Raw genomic sequence first — 22566 nt, 5'->3', positions numbered from 1 at the left:
TCTCCGCTCGCCGGGCCGCACGACTCAGCCCCACAAGTCGTCGGGAGGTCGTCCTCGGTTCCCGGTGTTCCGACCTTTCTCGTGGAGTGATCACGGGCGCGCGGATCGGCACGCTGAGTTAGGGCGCAATTGGTCTGGACCGGTCAAGGTCCCGCTCTCAAGGAGGCGGGATCAGATCGATGAGGAACATCTGGTCGGGCGCGCCGGAGCAGCGTTCCCGGACGACCTCGGTACCCGCGTCGGTGTCCAGGTCACGCAGGCCGAGGCACTGGCTGGTCCCGACGGGACTGATGACGTAGTACGCGGCCTCGGGCGGGCCCGCCGCGGCGATGGTGAACAACTGGTCCGCACTGTCGTCGCCACAGTCGTCGCGGGGCTCGACCAGGTCGTGTCCCATTCCTTCGTTCACGACCGTGAGGCAGCCGACCCCGGTGTCCGGATGGTGCCACTGGATCTGCACGGCGTTCACCTCCCCGATCGGGTCGATGAACACGCGGGGCGAGGCGGCTTCCCCGCAGGGTTGCTGGGCGACGATGGTGCCGGAGTAGAGCTGGGTCCGGTCCTTCCCCTCGGCGAGGCAGAGCTCGGGAGAGCGGGCCGGCCGGATCTGCGCCCAGCTGCCGATCTCCCGGAGGGCGAGCCCGGGCATCAGGGCCTCGGCGACCTTGTTCTCCGAGGGCGTGTCGAAGGGCGAGATCAGATATCCCAGCGTGCCGACGAGGACGACGAGGACGACGACCACGATCAACGGCGCGCGCCAGCGCTGCCAGCGCCGCGGTGCCGGCTCCGGCCGCGCGACGGCGTTCACCCTCTCGTCGTCGGCGGCCCGTTCCTCGGCCCGCGACGGGCTTCCCATCGCGATGCGCGTCCTGGCCTCGAGCCACCGCCGCACCTGCTCGTCACCGAGTCCGCACGCGCGCGTGAAGGCTTCGACGAATGACTCGCGAGGCAAGGTGGTGCGGCCGAGAGTGGTCGCGATGGTGCTCGCCGGAAGTGCTCCCCCGAGTTCCGCGGCCCTTCCGGACAACTGCCGATAAGTCAGTCCGGACCATGTTCTCAATACACGCAGTGCCGCTGTGAACTCAGCCGGTGAACCGGCCGAGTCCGGTGGCAGGCCTTCCGTCGGCGACTCCCCATCATCGCCCCCCTCTTCAACGATCATCGCTCTAGATTGACTGAGGCCATCTCGGCGGCGATACCGCCAATCAGCGGCGCCGGAATCTGCTGTTCGGGCGCGCTCGAACGGTTTCGTACAAGCCCGAACTGGCCGGAGGTTGCCCATGCGCTGGCCAGGAAGTCAGGCTGATCAGTGTTGGTCCCACATCAACCGCACCGGGGGAGGCGCGGAAATGCCTGGGCTCCGGAAGTGAGCAATCGAAAAGAACCGGCGGGATCATCGTCAGTGGCGACGGGAAACTCGACGGAAACACCAGGGTTACCTCGGAAGGCATCCACTGAAATTCTGTTCTGAAGATCGGGCGGCGCTCGTCGCCGCCCGCATTGGGGAAGCGATCAGGCCTGCTCGGAGGGGTGAATGAGCAGCCGTCCGCTTGATACCGGGGAGCACCCTCGCGCGCCGCGACTCTGAGCACACGCGAGAAGAGAGCTGTGATCCCGGCAGCGGACCGACAGTTCGCGAACGAACGGTTTCCTGATAACCGAATCGACTCAGTGATCGTGAGTTGATAACGGCAGGCGCCGTTACCCCGAATGCCTGCCGACCGCCCGGCCACGCGGCCTGGCTCGAACTCGGTCAATCAGAAATGGCGAACACCGGATTACGTGGAGCGTTGTTGATGCGCAGTGGGCAAAGTGATGTCGCCGAGCGGCAGGTCGTCATTGTCGGGGCGGGGAATGCGGGTCTCTGTGCGGGTATAGCCGCACTGCAGGCGGGCGCGACCTCCGTCGCCGTCCTCGAAGCCGCGCCGAAGGAACTTCGCGGCGGGAACAGTTCCTTGACCAGGACCATGCGTTTCTCCTGGCAAGGAAGATCATTCATCGCGGGCCTGCTCCGGGAGGCTGACGAACACCGGGCCGAAGAGATACTGGCCGGCCGATCGGAATACACGGACGAACAGTATCTCAGCGACTGGTTGAAGGTGTCCGGAAGTCAGGTGGATGTCGCCCTGATCGAATCGATCATTCGCCGTTCGACGGACACGATCACCTGGATGCGCGATTTCGGCCAGCGGTGGGCACCGAGGCCGACCCCGCTTCCCGGCGATGTGCCGATCGTTCTCGACGGCGGCGGCCAGAGTCTGCAGGACCGGAATTTCGCCCGGTTCGAGGGGCTCGGTGGAGCGGTCTTCTACGACAGCGCGGTCACCGATTTCGAAAAGGCCGCCGACGACCGGTATCTGCTCCACGGTTCGGGGCCCGCGTTCCCGGTGCTCGCCGACGCGCTGGTACTGGCATCGGCCGGCTTCGAGGCGAACACGCGACTGCGTGAACTCCACCTCGGAGAGGACTGGCGGAACGTCAAGCTGCGAGGCGTCCCGTTCAACGAAGGCGCGCCGCTGACGGCCGCCGTCGAGATCGGCGCCGACGTCGCGGGCAACTGGGAAAAGTGCCACACCACGCCGCAGGGCGTGAAGTTGCCCGACTACATGCTGCCGGGCCAGATGCACAAATCCCACGGCCTGGCCAGGTACGCCTATCCGCTGGGCATCGTGGTCAACCGGCAGGGGCGTCGCTTCTTCGACGAATCCGGCTACAGCAACCTCAACTACGTCACACTGGGACAGAAGATCCAGGAGCAGCCCGGAAAGATCGCCTTCCAGATCTTCGACGACAAGGTCGTCTCGGCCGGCACACTCCCGGACGGCTACCTCGGCGACCCGGCGGCGGTGATCGTCTCCTCGGTCGAGGAAGGCGCACGACGGCTCGGTATCGACGCCGAGCACCTGACAGCCGAAGTCCGGCGCCTGAATTCCGGGCAAGGACAGAAACGCCTCGACACACCTCCGTTCCTGTTCGTTCCGGTGGTCTGCGGCCTGACCTTCACCTACGGCGGGCTGTCCGTGACCGCCGACGCCGAAGTGCGCGGCGGCGGCGAACCGATCAGCGGCCTCTACGCGGCGGGCGTGATCGTCGGCGGCCTTTACGACCAGGGATATCCGGGTGGCACCGGGCTGATGGCGGGATCCGTACTGGGCCGGGCGGCCGGAACGTCCGCCGCCGGCCACGCCCTTCGGACGCGGGGAGGGAAGGCTCATGCCGTCACCATCGCCGAATGAGCTGAAGATCGTGATCGTCGGGCTCGGCAAGATCGGGTCGCTCTATGCCACGTGCTACGGCGAGGCGGGTCACCGGATCCGCACCGTGGACACCGGGAACAACGCCGACTGGGACCGCGTCGATCACGTTCCCGATCCCTCGGGTGTCGACGCCTGGGTGGTCGCCACGCCGACGGCCACGCATCTTTCCGTCGTCGGCGAAATTCTCCGGATTCAGCCGGATGCCCGCGTCCTGCTCGAGAAACCTGCTTGCTACCCGGAAGACCTCGCCGCTCTCCAGCGAACGATCCGACGGAATCCCCGCGCCCGGATCATCGTCAACGACGTGTACTCCCGCAGTGAGGCCGTGCGGCACTTCGCGGAGTCCGTGCGGCAGGTCGGTGCATCCGGTCCGATCAAGAAGATCACCGTGGAATTCACCAAAAACCGGGAACTCGACGTCGCGAACGGCAGGTTCGTCGACACCCAGTACGGCGAAGCCGGCTACGAGGGTTTCCACATGCTGAGCATTCTGCGCGCGATCCTTCCCACCGAGCAGTATCGGACGTATCTGCGCACGATGCCGGAGTCGGTGACCGCGGAAATGCGGGTGCGGACCTCGGCCGCGGGACTGCCGGACGTCGAGCTCTACACGTCGTCGACCGGCGCCATCGCCTTCGCGGGCTTGGCGGAGTTCGCGTTCTCCGAAGGCGTTTCACGGAACTACCTCGACCCCTCCGAAATTCCCTACGGGTCCGAATTCCGGTATCGGTTCGCCGACGTGGAGTTCGATTCCGGCGAACACGTCACCTTGGTCTTCGAGCCGTTCTTCGACTCGGACCTCGACTACAAGAACCTGCACGTCGTCCACCTCCGGAACGCGACGTGTCCTCCGGACGCGGCATCGGCACGCCGTTCCGTGATCGCCGTCAACCATTTCAAGGAGGCGCTTCTGACCCAGCTGGAACTCCTGCACCGCATCGACGAGGGCACCACGGTGATACGGCCGGCCGAGCACCGGTTCCTGGCGGCGCTGGGTTCGGCCATGTTCACCGGGACCTTCCCCAGCACAACGGAATCCGATCACCTCGACCACCGGGTAACCGACGAGAAGTTCACACGAATTGGGAGCGAAGCATGACGCTGATCATTGAAGACCTTTCGACACTGCTGAGGCCGGCCAAGGACATGCTGGCCGAAGTCTCCGACAAGGAAGCTGCTTTGGCGCAGGTGACGAGCCAGATCAAGAACGACGCCGCCGCCCGCGCGTTGTTCGCGCAGGCGTGCCGCTTCGAGGCTCCCTTCACCGCGAGCTGGGTCCACGGTCCCGGTGACAATTCCCCATACCTGTCCTTGGAACTGGCCGCGTCGTCCCTCGACGACGACCGGTATCGCGCCCAGCTCGCCGACATCGTGCTGTCGACGTCGACGTCCATTCCCTTCGACTACCGGGCGCTGGCCGCGGAGAAGCTCGCCCAGCTCGGGACGGGCGAGTTCGCCGGGGCTCTCAAGGAGGTCGTGGACTCCTACGAACCGCTGCCTGTCCGCGGCCTGCAGGCGAAGATCGCCGTCCCCACCGACGGCATCGACCACCTTTTCGACATCCCGGACACGGTGACCGGCAGGCTCAACATCCTGATCGCGGCCAGCAGGGCGAAAACCCTGGAGAGCCGGTACCTGCTCGCCGGGCGGCTCCTCGGGAACGGGGTCCAGGTGACGGAGCCGGCGGGTGAGCCGGAGCGGCTGATCCTCGAGGACGTCGGGACGACCATGGTGTCCCCGTCGGACTACCTGGTGCCATGGGACCAGGAGTTCCCCGGTGAGAACGGCAGCAACCTCACCCTCGCGGAGTTGATGCGCATCACGCTGATGTGCGGGGAATTCCAGCTCCCGGACACGACCGTGCGGCCGATCCTGGTCGACTTCTACCGATCGGTGCTGCGGACCGGCGGCCGCTCGATCATCGGCCTCGCGGCCGGCGTTTTCCATGTGGAGCACGGCACCCTCGCCACGCCCTCCTACTACTACCAGGGCCGCGACGCGATCCTCGGCAAGGGCTGCGTGATCGACTGCGTCGGCGGGGCCGTCCTGCAGGCGGGTTCGTTCCTCGGCGGGGGCTACATGCCCATTCTGATCCACACCCACAAGCACATTCGCAAGAGCAACCAGGCAGCCGCCTCGGAGCGGAAGCAGATCCTTCCCTGCATCTTCGCGGCGGAGGCGGGCGCTCGCTACCCGATGGACGCGATCGGGCTGTTCGAGACGGTGGACTACCTCGGCAGGGAAACCCCCTACGAAGGAATCCGGGCGATCCCGCACGCGAAGTAACGCACGGCTTGTTCACCTGAACACGGAATTCGCATCTCGATGCCGCCGGGCGGGACGGCTTCGCCCCGCCCGGCGGCATCGAAAACAGGAGGGTCAAGGGAAATGAATGCAACGTTCGGGACCAAGGTCGCCGTGATCGGCGCGGGCTATGTCGGGTTGACCACGGCCGCCTGCCTTTCGTCACTGGGACACCAGGTCGTGTGCGCGGACGTCGACCGGGACAAGGTCGACGCCTTGAGCCGAGGTGAGGCGACCATCCGGGAGCCGGGGATCTGCGAACTGGTGGTGGACGGGCTGGCGTCCGGCAGGCTGGGCTTCGTCCTCGGCGCGAGCGCGGCGGTGGCCGACGCGAGCATCGTGATCCTTTGCGTGCCGACGCCGATGAGCGCCACCGGCGCGGCGGATCTGACGACGCTGGAGTTCGTGGTGGCCGAGTTGCGGGAACTCCTGCAGCCCGGATGCGTCGTGGTGAACAAGTCGACGGTGCCGGTCGGCACGGCGGCCCGCGTCGCGGAACTGATCGATCGAACGGACGTGGCGGTCGTGTCCAATCCCGAGTTCCTCCGTGAAGGGTCCGCGGTCCACGACTTCCTGAATCCCGACCGGATCGTGGTCGGCTCGGCCGATCGTGACCCGGTCTCCGCCCAGCGCGTCGCCGACCTGTACGGGAAGCTCGACACTTCCGTCCTGGTGACCGATTCCGCGAGCGCCGAGATGATCAAGTACGCGTCCAACTGCTATCTCGCGACACGTCTGTCCTTTGTGAACACCGTCGCCGAACTGTGCGAGTACCTCGACGCGAGTATCGACGACGTGACGCTGGGAATGGGTTACGACGCACGGATCGGCAAGTCGTTCCTGCGACCCGGCCCCGGCTGGGGTGGTTCCTGCCTGCCGAAGGACACCTTCGCCCTGCTGCACATCGCGGAGTCGGCCGGCAGCGACTTTTCCCTGCTGCGAGCGGCGATCGAAACCAACCTGAAGCAGCAGGAACTGGTGGTCGACAAGGTGCGCAAGGCCGTCGGCGGCGACCTGGCCGGCGTCCGGATCGGCCTGCTCGGCTTGACGTTCAAGGCCGGGACGGACGATTTGCGGGACTCCCCGGCGCTGGCTGTCGCCGGACGGCTGGCCGCCGAAGGCGCGGAACTGTTCGGCTACGACCCCAGCGTCCACGCCCCGGTGCCGGGGGTGACGGACGGGGTGCGGATCACGGGAACCGCCTATCACGCGGCGAACGGCGCGGCGGCGATCGTGCTGCTGACGGAATGGCCGGAGTTTCGCGCTCTCGACTGGGCGCGGATCGCCGACCGGCTCGACGGCCGGTCCGTCATCGACACCCGGAACCTCCTCGATCCGCTCACCGTGGCCACGACGGGCCTTTCCTATCAGGGCATCGGCCGTCCGTCGGCCCTGCCGCGCACCGGCGACATGGTCCGGCAGGCAGGCTGACCGGGGGTGGACGGCGAGTGGTTTCCGGGCCTCACTCGTCGTCCCCTCGCCGTCGAGGACGGGAAGAACGATGACGAAGCGAGTCAAACCCTGGTCCGCGCTTTTCGCGCTGTGCCTGGGTTTCTTCATGGTCATGCTGGACATGACCATCGTGAACACCGCGGTGCCTTCGATGGTGCGCGAACTCGGCACCGAACTGACCGCGGTGATCTGGGTGACCAGCGTGTACCTGCTCGCCTACGCCGTTCCGATCCTGCCCGCCAGCAGGCTGGGTGACCGGTTCGGGCCGAAGCGCGTCTTCGTCGCCGGGCTCGTGGTGTTCACCGGGGCGTCACTGTGGTGCGGGCTTTCCGGAAGTGTGGAGACACTGATCGTCGCCCGCGCGGTGCAGGGTCTCGGCGCGGCGCTGATGACCCCGCAAACGACGGCCTTCATCACGCATTTGTTCCCGCCGGACAAGCGCGGTCCGGCGCTGGGCGCCTGGGGCAGTGTCGCGGGCGTCGCCATGATCACCGGGCCGGTGCTCGGCGGTGTGCTCGTCGACAGGCTCGGCTGGGAGTGGATCTTCTTCGCGAACGTGCCGATCGGGCTGGTCGCCTTGGCGCTCACGGCCGTCCGGGTGCCCGACTGGCGACCGGGGAACTCGCACCGCTTCGACGTTCCCGGCATCCTGCTCTTCGGCGCGGGTCTCGTCTGTGTCGTCTTCGGAATCCAAAATGGACAGACTTACGGCTGGGGGACCGTCGGCGCGGGGATCGCGATCTTCGACATCGTCGGGGCGGGAGTGCTGCTGCTCGGGGGTTTCGTCCTGTGGCAACGGGTCAACCGCCGCGAACCCCTGCTGCCGTTGCGGATCTTCCGCAACCGCGACTTCTCCCTCGGCGCCGCGTCCGCGGTGATGGTCGGGTTCGCGATGACCAGCACGCTCTTGCTGCTGGCCATCTACCTCCAGTCGGTACTCGGCCTGTCCCCGACCGATGCCGGCCTGCTCACCGCGCCACTCGCCCTGATGTCCGGCGCCGTCGCGCCGTTCGCGGGGCGGTTGTCGGACCGGATGAACCCCAAGTACCCGCTGATGTTCGGGTTGTTCTCGCTGTGCGGCGGCCTGTGCGTCCTCGCACTGGTGGTCATCCCGGCGAGTTCACCGCTGTCCCTGATCCCCGGACTGCTGTGGTGCGGTCTCGGGGTCGGGTTCATCTTCTCCCCGATGGGCAACGTGACCCTCAACTCGGTCGAGCGTTCGCTGGTCGGCAGCGCGTCGGGCATCTTCAACACGGCGCGGCAGATCGGCGGGGTCCTCGGCGGGGCGGCCGTCGGTGTGGTGCTGCAGGCGCAGACCGGTGCCTCGATGGTCGGCAGGGCGAACGAAGCCGCGGCCGCGTTGCCCGCCGAATTCCGGCAACGCTTCGTCAGCGGCTTCACCGGAGAGGCCGGAGCGGCGGGCGCCGCCGCCGAGTTCGGCGGGGAGGCACCCGTGCTCCCGGCGGACCTGCCACCGGAGATCGCCGTCCAGGCAGGGGAACTCGCCCTGCGGATCACCGACGCCGCGCTCACGGACGCGGTCAAGACCGCCTTCCTGCTCCCGATAGGCATGCTGGTCCTCGGGCTGGCGTGCTCGGTCGCCCTGCGCGCCACGCGGCGCCGTTCCCTGGTGGAACCCGCCTTCGTGCATGCTCGTGGTCATGATCGATGACTTCGCGAAGAAGTACCTGCACGGCGACCTGCGAGAGCTCCGTGAGGCGATGCTCCGGAAGCTCGACGGGCTGTCCGAGTACGACATCCGCCGTCCGCTGACCTCGACCGGGACCAACCTGCTCGGCCTGGTCAAGCACCTGTCGGTGTGGGAGTCCCGGTACTTCGGCGAGGTCTTCGGCCGGCCGTTCCCCGAGCCCGTCCCCCGGTGGAACGACCCCGGCCCGCGCGGCACCGACTTGTGGGCGACCGAGCACGAGACCCGCGAGGAGATCACCGGTCGCTACCGGCGCGTCTGGGAACACGCCGACGCGACCATCGCCGCTCTCCCCCTCGATTCGCCCGGCCACGTTCCCTGGTGGCCGCGTCCCGACGTGATGCTGTTCAACGTCCTGGTCCACATCCTCACGGAGACCAGCCGTCACGCCGGGCACGCCGACATCCTGCGCGAGCAACTGGACGGCGAGGTCGAGGTGGCTGCCCGGCGGGGGCAGGACAAGGCCTTCTGGGAGAACCGGCTGGCGGAAATCGAGCGGGCGGCCAAAGTCGCCGATCGGTCCCCGGCTGAGGGAGAATCCCTTCGAAAAGGTCCGGACTCGATGTCCGGTCTCGCCTGACGGCTCCGCGCGCATCTGTTCGAGATGGCCGGAGATGTCGTCAGGGCCGTCGAGTCCTATGTGGAGGCCGCACGGCGCGCGACGAGCCTGCCGCACCAGCGTTATCTTCACGCACGGGCCGTCCGCCTGCGCTGACCCCCGCACGGGATTCGGCACCTGATCGCGAAGTTCTCGCGATCAGGTGCCGAAGGGCGAGGGTGTTAGCAGATGAGCAGGAGCCCGGTGATCGCGGTGCAGGTCGACGACGCGGTGTTGTTGGCCGCGTTCGGGTCGGCGACGGAACTCTGCGTGATCTTCGCGGTCGTCTTGACCGGCCCGAGGGCCAGCAGTCCGGCGGCCACCGAGAACTTGGCCGTGGCGCTGGTTCCGGACGCGAGCGACGAGACGTCGCAGTTGACGACGTTCGTGCCGCCCGGGTTCGAGCAGGTGGACGAGCCGGTGAACCGCAGCCCGTTGCCGGGGGTCGACGCCACCCGGATCCCGGACGCCGTGCCCGGTCCGGAGTTCGTGACCTTGACCGTGTACTCGATCGTCGACGTCAGGATCCCGCGTGGGGACGCGGTCAGCGTGACACCGAGATCGGCGGCGCTCTGCGCGCCGGTGATGGTCAGCACGGGGCCGTCGAGGATCTCGAAGCTGTAGTTGTCACCGACGAACTGGTGCTGCAGGGTGACACTGCCCAGTGGGGCGTCATCCTTGACCCGGAAGGTGAACAGCACGGTCTTGCTCTGGCCGGGCGTCACGGTGCCGACTCCGCCGCGGATGCTGCCGCCGAGCATGTCGCAGGCGAACGCGCCGGGACACGACACCAGGTCGACGATCCCCGGCAGGGAGGATTCCTTGCCGTAGAGCGTCGCCTTGCCACCTTCGATGGTCGACGTCGCGTCGGCGTTGTAGACGGTCTGCTCGACGGTGAACGTCTGTCCACGTTGGACGGTGGTCGGCGAGACCTCCACCGCGCTGGTCGGCGGGGCCGCGAGGGCGGAGGACGGCGCAACGAACATGATCGCGGCCACGGCGGCCACGAGAGACAGAAGTGAGGCTCTTCGAAGCTTCATCGGTTCTCACTATTCCGGTCGGGGGCGTCGCGCCGATCGGTGCGGACAACGATCAGTCGCCCAGGAACGGACATTCGTTACCGTCGTCTCCTTCCAGCGGCCTGAGGTTCTCACCCGCTCGGAGTAACCCCGCCGTATATTCCCAGGTCCGGAGCACGCGCCTTCGGCCAGTGGTTCCCAAGCTGTGACAAAAGCAGCCGCTCAGGGCGACATCGCGCCGTCCTCGCGGAGCGCCGGGAGCAGATTCGCCTCTTCGTAGCTCTCCCTTACCCCGCAACAAGTCGTCAAGGGTCGAGCAGTGCGCGAGCCACGGTTTCGCGCTCCGCACGCAGCCGGTTCAACGCCGACGCGAGTCCGGGATGAGCCTCTGGATCGCGTTGAACGAACTGGCCGAACGGCTCAAGGTCGCCCCGGGCCGCGGTGAGCCTGATGGTGGGCGACCTGACCAAAAAGGACGTTCTCGCCCGGATGCGGCTCGCGATCGACGGCTGGTTCGCACCTCCTGACGGGCTGAGGGAAGCGCGTACGCGAGAGTCTCTTGTGGACGTGCGAAGCAGCGCTCCCCTTGCCGGACGATCTCCGCGCGCAGTTCCGTGGCGACCAGGTTCAGTTCCTCGGTACAAGGATCATGGAATCGCCGGGCGAACCGGTACAGGCCCTGCCGAGGGCGCCTCGGGCCGATCGGCCCGAGGTCTTCGTCGCTGAACAGGGTACCGGGTGACGCATTCCGGGACGCTACACCAGCACCATTCGAGTGAACGGGGCCAGAACACCCGAGGGGTCGGTTTCGTTGCGGTAACCGAGGGGTCCGCTCCTACCATCGCGTTCGTCGCCGGTGACCCGAGTACCGGCACGAAAAAGGGAGCGCAATGAGCAGGATCGTCATCTTCGGGGCAGGCGGACGTGGCGGACGCCGTGCCGTCGCCGAAGCCGTGAGCCGGGGCCACCTGGTGACCGCCGCCGTCCGGGATCCCCGCCGTCACGCGGATCTCGCCGGGGACAACGTCACCTTGATCGCCGCCGACGTCACGGTCGCCGACGACGTCGCGAAGGCCGCCGCCGGGCACGACGCCGCGGTCAGTTCCGTCTACCGCGCGGATCTGCCGTCACAGGAGTACTACCCCGCCGCCGCGCACGCGCTGATCGACGGCCTCGGCCGGGCCGGCGTCACGCGGCTGGTCGTCGTCGGCGTCGGATCGGCGCTGGAGATCGCACCGGGCGTCGCTTTCCACGACCAGCCGGGCTGGCCGTCGGCGCACCGCGAGTTCTCGCTCGGGCACACGGCGCAACTGGAGGTCCTCCGTGCGTCCGGCGGCGGGCTGGACTGGGTGATCGTCGCGCCACCGCCCGCGATGATCGACGAACATGCCGAACGCACGGGCGGATACCGCAGCGGGGACCACCGGGTACTGCCGCGCGCGGAGGACGCCGGACCGTTCTCCTACGCGGATCTCGCGGTCGCGCTGGTCGACGAGATCGAACGGCCGAAGCATTCGAGGGAAATGGTCGCCATCGACCACTGACCGGGGCAACCTTCCGGGCGGGTGGTTCGTAAGGAGTTCACCTGCACTCCCGCGACAACTGGAAGGGTCCCAGATGCAAGGCGTAGCAAGACGATCCGCGCTGACCGTGTCCGGCCTGGTCCTCGGCCTGTCCGGCCTGCTCACGAGTACGGCGTCGGCGAGCGAGGGCTGGCGGCTCGAACAACCGCTGGACAGCACGGTGAACCGGATCTACTACGGCGTCGCGGCCACCGGCACGAACGACGCCTGGACCGTCGGCAGCACCTGGACCGGCAGCGCCGAGGTCCCGGTCGCGGTCCGGTGGGACGGCACGACCTGGGCCGACACCACCCCGGCCCCGGTCACCGGCACCAGCGCCCGGTTCACCAAGGTCTCCGCCTCGGCACCGGACAACGTCTGGGCCGCCGGTGACCGCACGGTCGAAATGGGCACCCGGCAGGTCGCGGATCCCCGGCGTCCGCGGCCTGCCCGTCCGGCTGCGGCCGGCTCGTCGACGCTGGTCCAACGGTGGGACGGCCGAGCGTGGACCGACATCGAACGCCCGAAACCACCATCGGGCATGGAAGGCTTCACCAGCGACATCGCCGCGTTCTCGCCGAAATCGGTGTGGCTGATCACCTACGACTACGACTTCAAGACGAACAAGTCCGTGGACCACTTCGAACACTGGACCGGCACGGCTTGGGAGCAGGTCGAGATCCCGCAGATCGGCGCCCGTCCCCTGCGACCGACCCGCGTCAGCGGCACGGGTGACGACGACCTCTGGGTGTCCGCGACGTCCGTGGCGGCAGACGGCAAGGAGACCCCGTTCCTGCTGCACTGGAACGGCAAGGGCTGGCGGCAGGTCGAGGTGCCCGTTCCGGCGGACTACCGCACCGGCTGGCTGGTCAACCACGTCGTGCCCGACGGCCGCGGCTCGGCCTACGTCGTCGGCCGGGTGAACGAATGGAACGCGACCGGCATCCCGGCGTTCGTCACGCGCTGGGACGGGCAGAAGTGGAGCCCGCTGCCCGCCGTCCCGTTCGACGAGGTCAACGCCGCCGCGCTCGACGGCGCCGGGAAGCTGTGGACCGCGGGCTGGGTACCCGGTGACGGTCACATCCTGATGGCGGTGTGGAACGGGACCGAATGGCGGAAGGACGCTCTTCCGCCGGAGGTGGCGAAGGCGGCTGACGGGAGCTCGATCCTCGGGTTCGCCGCTGTTCCCGGTACGCCTGGGATGGTGACGGCCGGGCTGGGCAGTTCGAGTGGGCTGCAGAGCACTTGGGGTGTGATCGCCTCGCTCGGCTGGCACTGACGCTTCCCCAAGTACATGAAGGCCCCTTTCTTGTACCTAGGCGCAGGGTCCCGGCAGAGTCGCAGAGCTGGTCAAGCGCGTCGTGAGTGGCGATTCGGTTTCTGCCCGACCCGTTTTGCCTACTGGCTGAAAACGGTGTCATCCTCCCCACTCGACCGAGTTGACCATGATCAACGGAGGATCGGGGACGTCGGATGTCCCCCATCCTCCGTCAATCAAGGCCCGAGGCCCCGCGCCGTCGGCCTGACCACACGTGGGCAAGCAACTACCGATCCGCCCCCACCCGACTTACCCACCCCCGACCAAACGTGACTCAGACGTCAAGCGCGGCCGCCCCCCCGGTGTCGCGAAAGCCACTTTCGCGACACCAGAGGTCCCGAAAGTGGCTTTCGCGACACCGAAACGGCAATTGCGCGACTTTGCCGGAGCCCTGCCCTGAAAGTAGGGAAGGAGGCCTTCATGTACTTCAGGCGAGGCGATCAGCGCTCCGGCGTGTCGCCACCGTTCTGCTGCTCGGCCAGGAACCGCTCGAACTGTGTCCCCAGTTCCTCCGCGGTCGGCATGTGCTCGACCGACTCCGCGAGCAGGCTCTCCTTGTCGGACGCCTCCATGAACGTGTCGTACTGCTGCTCCAGCGCACGCACGATGTCGGCGACCTTCTCCGATCCGGCGACCTGGCGGGCGATCTCGGCTTCGGCCTCTTGCGAGGCTTCCCGCAGATCACCGTCCGGCAGGTTCAGCCCGGTCGCCTCGGCGACGGCCCCGAGCAGGTGCAGTGCCGCACTCGGGTACGTCGAGTCCTCCAGGTACGGCGGCACGTGCGCGGCGAACCCGGACGCGTCGTGCCCCCACTCACCGAACCGGAACTCCAGCAGCCCGGCGACGCTGCCCGGCACCTGAAGCCGGTTGGGCAGCGGGCGGTGCTCGCCGACCAGTTCGTTCCGCGTCGCGTGCGCGGTCAAGCCGAGTGGGCGGGTGTGCGGCGCGCCCATCGGGATGCCGTGGAAGCCGGTGGTGAGCCGGACGTCCCAGCGTTCGACGAGCGCTCGCACGGCCGCGCAGAACCGCTCCCAGTCGTGGTCCGGTTCCGGCCCGGTGAGCAGCAGGAACGGCACGCCATCGGCGTCGTGCAGCAGGTGGACGACCAGTTCGGGGGCGTCGTAGGCCGCCCAGTGGTCGACGGAGTAGGTCATCCTCGGTCGGCGCGAGCGGTAGTCGATGAGCCGGTCGACGTCGAAGCGCGCGATCACGCGGTGCTCGGACGAGTTCAGGAGGTGCTCGGCGACGAGTCTGCCCGCCGAACCCGCGTCCATGAACCCGTCGAAGTAGTGCAGGAGCACGGCCCCGCCGAGGTCAGGGACGTCCGAGTCCACCTCGTACAGGTCTTCCGGGTCCAGCGCCACCAGATCCTCCAGGTTTCGTGCGTACACCTCTACGGGTGGCAACGCCCCGACAGGGGGCATCCATTCCGCCGATGGTGGCCGAGATCCTATCCAAGCGTGACGGTTGTCGTGGGCGGTCGGTGCCGGGGTGGTGCCGGGGTGGTGCAGGCTGAAGGGGTGACAGAGGAGACAGCACCGGCGGAACGGCTCAGCCTGCGCCCGCCGGCCAACCGGGTCAGCCGCCGCGCCATCGGGTACTGGACGGTGTGGGCCGCGGTCGGCTGGGCGGTGCTCGCCGGCGTGCAGGCGGTGTTCGTGGTCACGAGCGACGGCCCGCCGACGTGGCTCACGGTGACACTGACGATCTCGTGCGTGCTCGCGCCGCTGCATCTGCTGGTCATGCCGCAGTGGCGCTACCGGATCCACCGCTGGGAGGTCACCGGCGAGGCCGTGTACACCCAGGAAGGCTGGCTCAAACAGGACTGGCGGATCGCGCCGATCTCGCGGATCCAGACCGTCGACATCGAACGAGACCCGGTCGAGCAGCTGTTCAAGCTGGCGAAGATCACCGTGACGACGGCGTCGGCCGCGGGCCCGGTGAAGATCGCCGGGCTCGACCACGCCGACGCGCTGGCGCTGGCCGCGGAACTCACGAAGACCACGCAGGCCACCCCCGGTGACGCGACATGAGCACCGAAGCTCCGCCGGACGCCGCCGTCGACCAGTGGTACCGCCTCGACCGCCGGATGCTGCTGATCCGGCCGGTGCTCGACGTCGTCAAATCGCTGCCGGTGCTGATCGGGACGGTGCTCCTCGGCCGGGGCAACGGCTGGGAGTGGATCGGGCTGGGCATCACCGCGCTGACCGTGCTCGTCGGCATCTCGCACGTGCTCACGTCGCGCTATCGCATCGCCGGCGGCCAGGTGGAATGGACCACCGGACTGTTGCTGCGCAAGCATCGTGCCATTCCGCTCGACCGTGTCCGCACGGTCGACGTCACCTCGGAACCGAAGCACCGCCTGTTCTCCCTCAGCGCCGTGCGCATCGGCACCGGACGGCATTCGGCAGGCCAGGGCGCGGGCGGCGACCAGCTGGTGCTCGACGCCGTCAGCGCGACCGAAGCACACCGGCTGCGCACGGTGCTCCTGCACCGTAAGGAAGTCGTCACCGAAGCCGAGTCCGCGCCGCCGCCGGAGCAGGTCGTGGCGGAGGTCGACCGGAAGTGGGTGCGGTACGCGCCGTTCACGCTGTCCGGGCTCGCCGTGGTGGGCGCGATGTTCGCCGCGGTCTGGCATTTCGCGCACCAGTTGAACATCGACCCGGAGAACGTCGGGCCGCTGCGGGATCTCCTGGACGATCTGGCGAACACCGCGGTGTGGCTGATCGTCGTGATCGCGGCCGTCGCCCTGCTGGTGGTCGTCTCGCTGCTTTCCGTCGGCGGCTACGTGCTGTCGTTCTGGAACTTCAAGCTCACCCGGGAGGCCGAAGGCACCCTGCACGTCCGGCGCGGACTGATCACGACGCGTTCGGTGTCCATCGAAGAGGACCGGCTTCGCGGCGTCGAGGTGAAGGAACCGCTGCCGCTGCGGATCGCGGGCGGGGCGCGGCTCACCGCGATCGCCGGCGGGCTGCGCGAGGGCAAAGGCGGGGACAAGGGCGGGGGTCTCCTGCTGCCGCCCGCGCCCGTCGGCCGGGTCCACGAGGTCGCGGCCGAGGTGCTGCGGGAGAACTTCGACCCGGCGACCGTGCCGCTGAACCGGCATCCGCGACGGGCGCTGACCCGGCGGCTGACCCGGGCGATCGGTGGCGTGCTGATCCTGGCGGCGGCGCTGTTCAGCCTCGCGTGGATCGATTTCCTGCCGGACTGGATGTGGCAGGTCGCGCTCGGGCTGGTGCCGTTCGCCGCGCTCGTGGGCTGGGACCGCTACCGTAACCTCGGCCACGCGATCGTCGGGCGGTACCTGGTCAGCCGCTCCGGTTCGCTGGCGCGGGCGACGGTGGCGGTCCGGCGCGAGGGGGTCACCGGGATCGTCGTCAGCCGCTCGTTCTTCCAGCGCCGCGGCGGGTTGATCACCGTGACCGCCCCGATCGCGGCGGGCCGGGGCGGCTATCACGTGGTCGACGTCGGCGAATCGGCCGGGCTGGCGATGGCGGAGCGGGCCGCGCCGGGCCTGCTCACGCCGTTCCTGCGGCGGACGCCTCAGCGGTAGCCGGTGGCGTCCGCCGGCTTGCCGGGATCCTGGACGGTGAAACCGTGTCACCGGCCAGCGCCGTGACCGCCCCGCCGACGAAGGCCGGGCTTCCAAGAATGGCGAAAAGCGGCTGGATCTTCGTCGCGTCCCGCCAATTCTCTCGGTCACCCGATAAGCGTCGAGTATCGCTTCGGAACGCGACCAACCTGGCGTGACCGTCACCGCGGTACCGCCATGCGGTTCCAATCGTGGGCGTTCCGCGAGTTGCACTCGGTGACCAGCGCGCCCGGATTCCTGATCATGAGCGGGAGCGAGATGGCGAGCCGCAACGTCCGCAACCCGGTGTCCAAAGTGGACCCACAGACCGTCTTATTCCCTTGGATGGGCGCGCCGTAAATGTCGTTGACCAGGATGTTCGGCGCGCCCTCCTCGGCGTCGACCCGGGCCACCAGCTCACGGTGCTGCGACCGGTCACGTAAACGGTCGCACCAGCGGTATTCCCCGCCCGGCCCCGCGAGTCGCTCCGGCGACCAGGGCGATATTGCCCGCCAACGACTTTCCATGGTCCGAACCCGGCAGGAAGTCCGCTTGTTCGTGGACCAAAGACCCTGGTCCGCAATTCACACAATGTGCTACTTTCTTGACTCTTTGTGATTGCCCCGGCGAGAGGTCGAGATGACGCCTGCCGCACGATCCCTGGACTCCACCGCTCCCCCGAAACGCACCCCCGGCGCCAGCAGCTCACGGAAAGTACTGCAGCTGCTGCTCTCCTTTTCCGAACGGCGCTGGGACGCGAGCGTCGCCGAACTGGCCGCGAGGATCGGTACCCCGGTCGCCACGACGTACCGCTATGTCGCACTACTGAAGGAACTACAGCTTTTGGAGGAGGGCAGGACCGGGCGCTATCACGTGACGAGCCAGGTGATGCCGCTCGCGCGGGCCGCCCAGCTGGCCAACGATCTCGCCAGGCTGGCGCGTCCGGCGATGGAGGAGGCCGCACGCGACCTCGGCGAGACCGTCCTGCTGTTCCAGCATTTCGGTGACGCGGCGGTCTGCGCGGACCGGGTCGAATGCGAACGCGCGATGCGCTTCACCTTCCAGCCCGGCCATTCCGTCCCGCTCGGCGCGGGCGCGTCGGGCAAGATGCTGCTCGCCATGCTGCCGGAAGGCGAACGCGAAAGGCGGCTTTCGTCGATCGTCCAGCGTCGCGGGCCGACCGTGCGGGAAGAGGTCAAACGCGCTCATCTCAACCGGTATTCGGTCAGCTGGGGCGAACTGGACGACGGCGTCTGGTCGTGTTCGGTGCCGATCCCGAGCACCGGGCATCGGCCCGCGGTGCTGAGCCTGGCCGCCCCCGCGACGCGGATCAGCGACGACGCGAAACGGGCCGCCATCGTCACCCTTCAGTCGTACGCGGGCAGGATCCATCGGGCCGTTTCGTCGTTTTCCCTCTGAAGCGGCGGAAATTCGCGCGCGATCACTCTCGCGGCGGGGTAGAACTCGATCCGTGATCCGACTCGCCGTGCCCGAAGACCTGCCCGTGCTCCAGGACATCGAACGCGCCGCGGGCGAACCGTTCCGCGCGCTCGGCATGGCCGCGATCGCCGACGACGACCCGCCCTCGCTCGCGGACCTCGCGGCCTACCGGAGCGCGGGGCGCGCCTGGGTCCTCGACGACGGGAACGGCCCGGTGGCGTACCTGCTCGCCGAGGTCGTCGACAGCTACGGCCACATCGAGCAGGTGTCCGTCCATCCGGACCACGCGCGACAGGGTCTCGGGCGGCGACTGATCGAGCACGCCTCGGAGTGGGCCTCGCGCGAAGGACTCGCGGGGCTGACGCTGACGACGTACGCCGAGGTGCCGTGGAACGCGCCGTACTACGCCCGGCTCGGCTTCGTGACGCTCGGCGAGGAGGCTCTCACCGAGGGGCTGCGAGCCATCCGAAGCCACGAAATCGCCCGCGGGCTGGACGCGTGGCCGAGAGTGACCATGCGGCGATGACCCGTGCGGGGGGTTCGGTTGGCCACGTCTATCGAACGTGTGTTCTACTGTCCGCGCCGGCCCCGGAGGGGGAAGCTCCGCGGGCCGGCACCGGAGCAGAGGAGACACGGATGGCGGTCAAGATCACCCATCTCACCAATGGCCAGCAGGTGCGCTTCGCCAACGCGGACGGCGCCCGGCGCTACGCCGAGATCATGGGCGGCGGGGTCGACAAGTGGCGGTTCACCGTGGTCAGCGGGTATGAACTCCCGGAATTGTCGGGGCGGGTGGTTAATGTGCCGGTATGGCGTATGACTTCCAGGTAGTACCGAGGCCGTCCGCGTGGTTCACCATCGCGGACCCCGAGGGCACCGAACTCCGCCTCTGCTGAGGCGGGCCCACGCGGGCCCGTCGCACTGGGGGTGTCATGAAGGGACCTGGTCCCGTCGGCTGCGCCCTTCATGACCGAGCGCGAGGCCCTCGTGCGCGTCACACTCCGCGTCCCTGATCGCGGAGGTGATGCCATGAAGGGGCCTTTCATAGCGAAATTCGCCGTGAAAGGCCCCTTCATTGCGTTTTGCATCCGTAGGAGGTGGCGCACAAGGGGGCACTGTGTGGATTTTGGGACGTCAGAGGTCCCAAAATCCACACGGTCACGATGCTCGCCGGGGTTCCGAGGCTCGCGAGGTGGTGAAGGCCTCCTTCACGGACTTGGAAGTCAGGGTCCGGCAAAGTCGAGATTTTGCAGGTCAGACGGCTCTTCGTCGCTGTGTGAGGCTGACGATGTAGGAGTTGGGATGTTGAGTGTCCCCATTCCTCTCGTCGCGGGGGTCACACCGGTTGCGGAGCTTGATCGACAGAGTTTCCGGGACATGCCCCCTCCGGCACCCACTCGGCCCTTGCGGGCACCAGAAACGTCAAGCCCGGACTACCGCCAGCAACCCTGCGACATAGCCGGGACCCTGACTGTGTTACCCAGCGTCTTTCCCAAGCGCAGAGCCTGCTGGAATCGACCGACCTCCCGGTGGGGAGGATCGCGAAGCTCAGCGGCCTTGGCACCACTTCCTCAAACAGGCCGGCGTCTCGCCCGGCGCCTACCGGAACGCGTTCCGGTAGGCGGCCACAGGTGACCGCCGTCGCCGGGTGACTCAGCCGAGGCGGTCCAGCGCACGCGGCAAGGCCGAAGCGAGCAGGCCCAGTTCGGCCTCTCCGGCGATCAATGGCGGCGAGACCGCGATCCCCTTGGCCAGGTTCCGCACCAGGACGCCTTCCTCCCGCGCGATCCGCTGCAACCGGTTCGGCGCAGCGGCGTCGGACGCCAGGAAGTCGGCCTTCAGTTCCACCGCGCCGAGGAAACCCAGCCCGGCCCGCACCTGGCCGACCAACGGGTGTGACGCCAGCCCGGAAAGCGCGTCCGCCAGCGGTTTCTCCAGTTCCCGCCCGCGCGGAATGAGCCCGTCACGCTCGTAGATGTCCAGCGTCGCGTTCCCCGCCGCGCAGGCGACCGGATGCCCCGCGTAGGTCGCGCCGTGCCGCAACACCGGCGCACCCGGCTTGCCGGTGAAGAAGGGCTCGGCCACCTTCGGCGAGACGATCAGCGCGCCCAACGGGATCGTCCCGCCGGTGATGCCCTTCGCCGTGGTGATCATGTCCGGTTTCACCGGCCACCGGTCGATCCCGAACCAGGTCCCCAGGCGCCCGAACGCGGCGATCACGCAGTCCGCGACGAACAGCACGCCGTGCTGGCGGCAGATCTCGGCGACCGTCTCGAGGTAACCCTCCGGCGGCAGCAGGACCCCACCCGCGCCGATCACCGGTTCACAGAAGAACGCCGCGACCCGCTCCGGGCCCACCCGCTGGATCTCCGCTTCGAGCGCTTCGGCGCTGTCGTACGGCACGTGCGAGATGTCGCCCGGCAGCGGCCCGAAGCCCACGGCGTTGGCCGCGATGCCTCCGACGGCCGTGCCGAAACCGTGCGTGCCGTGGTAACCCTGCACTCGCCCGATGACGTGCACCTTCTCCGGGCGCCCGGTATGCGCGAAATACGATCGTGCGATCTTGACCGCGGTGTCGATGACGTCACCGCCGCCCGAGCCGAAGAACACCTTCGAACCCGGTTCCGGTGCGAGCGCGGAGACCCGCTCGGCGAGTTTCAGCGCGGGCTCGTTGGCGTTGTAGCCGAACAGGTTGTACGAATCGAGCGTCCGCAGCTGGTCCGCGACGGCCTGCGCGATCTCCTCGCGCCCGTGCCCGAAATTCGCGTACCAGAGCGACGCGGTCGCGTCGAAATAGCGCTTCCCCTCGTCGTCCCAGACGTAGGAACCCTCACCGCGGGTGATGACCAGCCGGTCGCCATCGACCGCCCCCATGTCCGCGAAGGGATGCCACAGCGGATTGTGCGCGGACGCCGACGACACCATGATCTTCCTCCTTGTGCTCGTGCCCCCATCCTCACCCGGATCCGGCCGCGGCGCGAACACTCCATCGTGCACAGTTCACCGCGCGGACCTGTCCGGTATGTCAGCGCGACCGTCGGCGGATTCCGACCCCATCCCCCGGCCCTTGACCCGCGCCCGTCGATCCTGTTGTTTGATGCGTGAGTTTGTTCAGAGTTGAGCATTCTGAACGAACTATGCGTCGTCTCGCTGGCGCGCTCGTCGCCGCCTGGCCAGAGGGCTGAAACGCCCCGGGACTGGGCTGGCGAGTGACGCGCGTGCGATGTGCTTTTCACCCTGGGTAAGGAGCAGTTGTGGCGATCCGCCCCCCACGCAGCGACGGAGACTGCTCCCCGAGCCTTCCATCCGTGCGGCGCCCGAAGGACTCTCAAGGCAGTGAAGGCCTCCTTTCCCTACCTTGAGAGCAGGGTTTCGGCAAAGTCGCGCAACTGCAGTTCAGTGCCGCTCTTGGCGATCCGGGCCTGGACTCGTCAAGTGTCCGGAATGGGTTGGGTCGGGGTGGTCGCGAGTGGCGATTCGTGCCAGAGCCATGAGTGTCTTGGGTAGCTACTGTCACTTTCGGGACGTCTGATGTCGCGAAAGTGGCTTCCGCGACACCGGGGGGCGGCCGCGCTTGACCACCATCTCGACTTTGCCGGGGCCCTGCCTTGAGAGTAGGGAAGGAGGCTTTCACGGACGCTCAGCCTCGACGGTCGTAAAAGGCCAGAAGCTGCTTCTCCGCATCCCGCAGGTACTTCTCCAACGCCGCCTCCGCGGGCCCGAAACGCCCTCGCTCCAGATCTCGCAGGATCCGCTCGTGCCGCTCCAGGAACGGTTCGAAGAACGTACGCGTGTTCTCCGCCAGCACGAAGAAGAGCCGCGTCTCCGCCAGCACCTGGCGCATCGTCGTGCTGACCCGCTCACTGCCCGCCAGGTCGCCGATCGCCTGATGGAACGCGATGCTCGCGGTCCCGACCACCTGCCAGTCACCTTCGTCCGCCGCGGCGAGACCTTCCTCCACCGCGCGGGCGATGCCCGAAAGATCCACAGTGGACAGTTCGGACGCACGCCGCAGCGCACCGCATTCGGTGACCCGCCGCATGACGTAGAGGTCCGAGATGTCCTGCGCGGTCAGCTCCCGGACGAACACGCCACGGTTGAGTTCGTGCACCGCGAGCCGTTCGTGCGCCAGCAACTGGAACGACTCGCGCAGGGTGTTGCGCGACACGCCGAGCGCGGCGCTGATCGACGGCTCGGAAAGCCTCGACCCCGGCGGGAAAACACCTTCGGTGATGCGCTGGCGCAGGATCCCGGCGACCCGTTCCGCCGTCCCGCTCCGTTCGAGCAGGGGCCGGTCGCCGGCCAGTGTCTCCTCGGCGGCAGGAGTGGACATGGCG

At 68.0% G+C, this 22566-nt stretch carries 19 protein-coding genes; 13 read left to right on the top strand and 6 right to left on the bottom strand.

Annotated features, from left to right (window positions below):
* Window positions 1–157 precede the first annotated feature (157 nt).
* Window positions 158–1162 (bottom strand): helix-turn-helix domain-containing protein, encoded by a 1005-nt coding sequence (locus tag ACM6LR_RS14845; RefSeq protein WP_414943965.1) that lies wholly within the window; start codon window positions 1160–1162, stop codon window positions 158–160.
* 634 nt (window positions 1163–1796) lie between these two features.
* Between ACM6LR_RS14845 and ACM6LR_RS14840 the strand changes: the two genes are divergently transcribed.
* The 6 genes from ACM6LR_RS14840 (at window position 1797) to ACM6LR_RS14815 (ending at window position 9301) form a co-directional block, all read left to right on the top strand.
* A complete protein-coding gene (locus tag ACM6LR_RS14840; RefSeq protein ID WP_414939371.1) occupies window positions 1797–3236 on the top strand; it encodes an FAD-binding protein in 1440 nt (479 codons plus the stop codon).
* A complete protein-coding gene (locus ACM6LR_RS14835; RefSeq protein WP_414943964.1) occupies window positions 3214–4356 on the top strand; it encodes a Gfo/Idh/MocA family oxidoreductase in 1143 nt (380 codons plus the stop codon). The genes ACM6LR_RS14840 and ACM6LR_RS14835 overlap by 23 nt, the downstream gene beginning before the upstream one ends.
* Entirely contained in the window at window positions 4353–5543 is a 1191-nt protein-coding gene (locus ACM6LR_RS14830; RefSeq protein ID WP_414939373.1) for a hypothetical protein, read from the top strand. The genes ACM6LR_RS14835 and ACM6LR_RS14830 overlap by 4 nt, the downstream gene beginning before the upstream one ends.
* Window positions 5544–5645: 102 nt before the next feature.
* Window positions 5646–6992: a UDP-glucose dehydrogenase family protein gene (locus ACM6LR_RS14825; RefSeq protein ID WP_414939374.1), complete on the top strand. Its 1347-nt coding sequence runs from the start codon at window positions 5646–5648 to the stop codon at window positions 6990–6992.
* Between the two features lie 70 nt (window positions 6993–7062).
* Window positions 7063–8685 (top strand): DHA2 family efflux MFS transporter permease subunit, encoded by a 1623-nt coding sequence (locus tag ACM6LR_RS14820; protein WP_414939375.1) that lies wholly within the window; start codon window positions 7063–7065, stop codon window positions 8683–8685.
* Complete coding sequence (locus tag ACM6LR_RS14815; protein WP_414939376.1) at window positions 8675–9301, top strand: DinB family protein; 627 nt, start codon at window positions 8675–8677, stop codon at window positions 9299–9301. The genes ACM6LR_RS14820 and ACM6LR_RS14815 overlap by 11 nt, the downstream gene beginning before the upstream one ends.
* 200 nt (window positions 9302–9501) lie before the next feature.
* On the opposite strand, the gene ACM6LR_RS14810 is transcribed toward ACM6LR_RS14815, so the two are convergent.
* Window positions 9502–10359, bottom strand: coding sequence for a DUF11 domain-containing protein (locus tag ACM6LR_RS14810; RefSeq protein ID WP_414943963.1), 858 nt, complete (start codon window positions 10357–10359; stop codon window positions 9502–9504).
* Between the two features lie 869 nt (window positions 10360–11228).
* Here ACM6LR_RS14810 and ACM6LR_RS14805 point away from each other — a divergent pair.
* Both ACM6LR_RS14805 and ACM6LR_RS14800 read left to right on the top strand, forming a co-directional pair.
* Window positions 11229–11882 (top strand): NAD(P)-dependent oxidoreductase, encoded by a 654-nt coding sequence (locus ACM6LR_RS14805; protein WP_414943962.1) that lies wholly within the window; start codon window positions 11229–11231, stop codon window positions 11880–11882.
* 73 nt (window positions 11883–11955) lie between these two features.
* Window positions 11956–13179, top strand: coding sequence for a hypothetical protein (locus ACM6LR_RS14800; protein ID WP_414939379.1), 1224 nt, complete (start codon window positions 11956–11958; stop codon window positions 13177–13179).
* 479 nt (window positions 13180–13658) lie between these two features.
* Here ACM6LR_RS14800 and ACM6LR_RS14795 read toward each other — a convergent pair whose 3' ends face one another.
* Complete coding sequence (locus ACM6LR_RS14795) at window positions 13659–14582, bottom strand: proteasome assembly chaperone family protein (protein ID WP_414939380.1); 924 nt, start codon at window positions 14580–14582, stop codon at window positions 13659–13661.
* 156 nt (window positions 14583–14738) lie between these two features.
* On the opposite strand from ACM6LR_RS14795, the gene ACM6LR_RS14790 reads away from it, so the two are divergent.
* Both ACM6LR_RS14790 and ACM6LR_RS14785 read left to right on the top strand, forming a co-directional pair.
* Complete coding sequence (locus ACM6LR_RS14790) at window positions 14739–15251, top strand: PH domain-containing protein (protein WP_414939381.1); 513 nt, start codon at window positions 14739–14741, stop codon at window positions 15249–15251.
* A complete protein-coding gene (locus ACM6LR_RS14785; RefSeq protein WP_414939382.1) occupies window positions 15248–16771 on the top strand; it encodes a PH domain-containing protein in 1524 nt (507 codons plus the stop codon). Before ACM6LR_RS14790 ends, ACM6LR_RS14785 begins: the two co-directional genes overlap by 4 nt.
* Before the next feature lie 200 nt (window positions 16772–16971).
* On the opposite strand, the gene ACM6LR_RS14780 is transcribed toward ACM6LR_RS14785, so the two are convergent.
* Window positions 16972–17316, bottom strand: a complete 345-nt coding sequence (locus tag ACM6LR_RS14780; RefSeq protein WP_414943961.1) for a hypothetical protein — start codon at window positions 17314–17316, stop codon at window positions 16972–16974.
* Window positions 17317–17428: 112 nt separating this feature from the next.
* Between ACM6LR_RS14780 and ACM6LR_RS14775 the strand changes: the two genes are divergently transcribed.
* From ACM6LR_RS14775 to ACM6LR_RS14765, 3 genes are all read left to right on the top strand, one after another.
* Entirely contained in the window at window positions 17429–18208 is a 780-nt protein-coding gene (locus ACM6LR_RS14775; RefSeq protein WP_414939557.1) for an IclR family transcriptional regulator, read from the top strand.
* Between the two features lie 52 nt (window positions 18209–18260).
* A complete protein-coding gene (locus ACM6LR_RS14770) occupies window positions 18261–18755 on the top strand; it encodes a GNAT family N-acetyltransferase (protein WP_414939384.1) in 495 nt (164 codons plus the stop codon).
* Between the two features lie 110 nt (window positions 18756–18865).
* Entirely contained in the window at window positions 18866–19060 is a 195-nt protein-coding gene (locus ACM6LR_RS14765; RefSeq protein WP_414939385.1) for a hypothetical protein, read from the top strand.
* Window positions 19061–19882: 822 nt separating this feature from the next.
* Here the strand turns inward: ACM6LR_RS14765 and ACM6LR_RS14760 are convergent.
* Window positions 19883–21154 carry an aspartate aminotransferase family protein gene (locus ACM6LR_RS14760; protein WP_414939386.1) on the bottom strand — a complete coding sequence of 424 codons (1272 nt, stop codon included), beginning with the start codon at window positions 21152–21154 and terminating at the stop codon, window positions 19883–19885.
* A gap of 715 nt (window positions 21155–21869) precedes the next feature.
* On the bottom strand, window positions 21870–22562 hold the full coding sequence (locus ACM6LR_RS14755; RefSeq protein WP_414939387.1) for a GntR family transcriptional regulator: 693 nt from the start codon (window positions 22560–22562) through the stop codon (window positions 21870–21872).
* Window positions 22563–22566: the final 4 nt, after the last annotated feature.

This window comes from Amycolatopsis sp. cmx-11-32 (genome assembly GCF_047608695.1).
Taxonomy (GTDB): domain Bacteria; phylum Actinomycetota; class Actinomycetes; order Mycobacteriales; family Pseudonocardiaceae; genus Amycolatopsis.
The sequence above is the reverse complement of the archived record's forward strand: the minus strand, read 5'-3'. Positions and strand labels throughout refer to the sequence as shown.

Coding starts and splice junctions, on each gene's coding strand:
- ACM6LR_RS14845 (WP_414943965.1), bottom strand. CDS start 1,162: ATGATCGTTGAAGAGGGGGGCGATGATGGGGAGTCGCCGACGGAAGGC.
- ACM6LR_RS14840 (WP_414939371.1), top strand. CDS start 1,797: ATGCGCAGTGGGCAAAGTGATGTCGCCGAGCGGCAGGTCGTCATTGTC.
- ACM6LR_RS14835 (WP_414943964.1), top strand. CDS start 3,214: ATGCCGTCACCATCGCCGAATGAGCTGAAGATCGTGATCGTCGGGCTC.
- ACM6LR_RS14830 (WP_414939373.1), top strand. CDS start 4,353: ATGACGCTGATCATTGAAGACCTTTCGACACTGCTGAGGCCGGCCAAG.
- ACM6LR_RS14825 (WP_414939374.1), top strand. CDS start 5,646: ATGAATGCAACGTTCGGGACCAAGGTCGCCGTGATCGGCGCGGGCTAT.
- ACM6LR_RS14820 (WP_414939375.1), top strand. CDS start 7,063: ATGACGAAGCGAGTCAAACCCTGGTCCGCGCTTTTCGCGCTGTGCCTG.
- ACM6LR_RS14815 (WP_414939376.1), top strand. CDS start 8,675: ATGATCGATGACTTCGCGAAGAAGTACCTGCACGGCGACCTGCGAGAG.
- ACM6LR_RS14810 (WP_414943963.1), bottom strand. CDS start 10,359: ATGAAGCTTCGAAGAGCCTCACTTCTGTCTCTCGTGGCCGCCGTGGCC.
- ACM6LR_RS14805 (WP_414943962.1), top strand. CDS start 11,229: ATGAGCAGGATCGTCATCTTCGGGGCAGGCGGACGTGGCGGACGCCGT.
- ACM6LR_RS14800 (WP_414939379.1), top strand. CDS start 11,956: ATGCAAGGCGTAGCAAGACGATCCGCGCTGACCGTGTCCGGCCTGGTC.
- ACM6LR_RS14785 (WP_414939382.1), top strand. CDS start 15,248: ATGAGCACCGAAGCTCCGCCGGACGCCGCCGTCGACCAGTGGTACCGC.
- ACM6LR_RS14780 (WP_414943961.1), bottom strand. CDS start 17,316: ATGGAAAGTCGTTGGCGGGCAATATCGCCCTGGTCGCCGGAGCGACTC.
- ACM6LR_RS14775 (WP_414939557.1), top strand. CDS start 17,429: ATGACGCCTGCCGCACGATCCCTGGACTCCACCGCTCCCCCGAAACGC.
- ACM6LR_RS14765 (WP_414939385.1), top strand. CDS start 18,866: ATGGCGGTCAAGATCACCCATCTCACCAATGGCCAGCAGGTGCGCTTC.
- ACM6LR_RS14760 (WP_414939386.1), bottom strand. CDS start 21,154: ATGGTGTCGTCGGCGTCCGCGCACAATCCGCTGTGGCATCCCTTCGCG.
- ACM6LR_RS14755 (WP_414939387.1), bottom strand. CDS start 22,562: ATGTCCACTCCTGCCGCCGAGGAGACACTGGCCGGCGACCGGCCCCTG.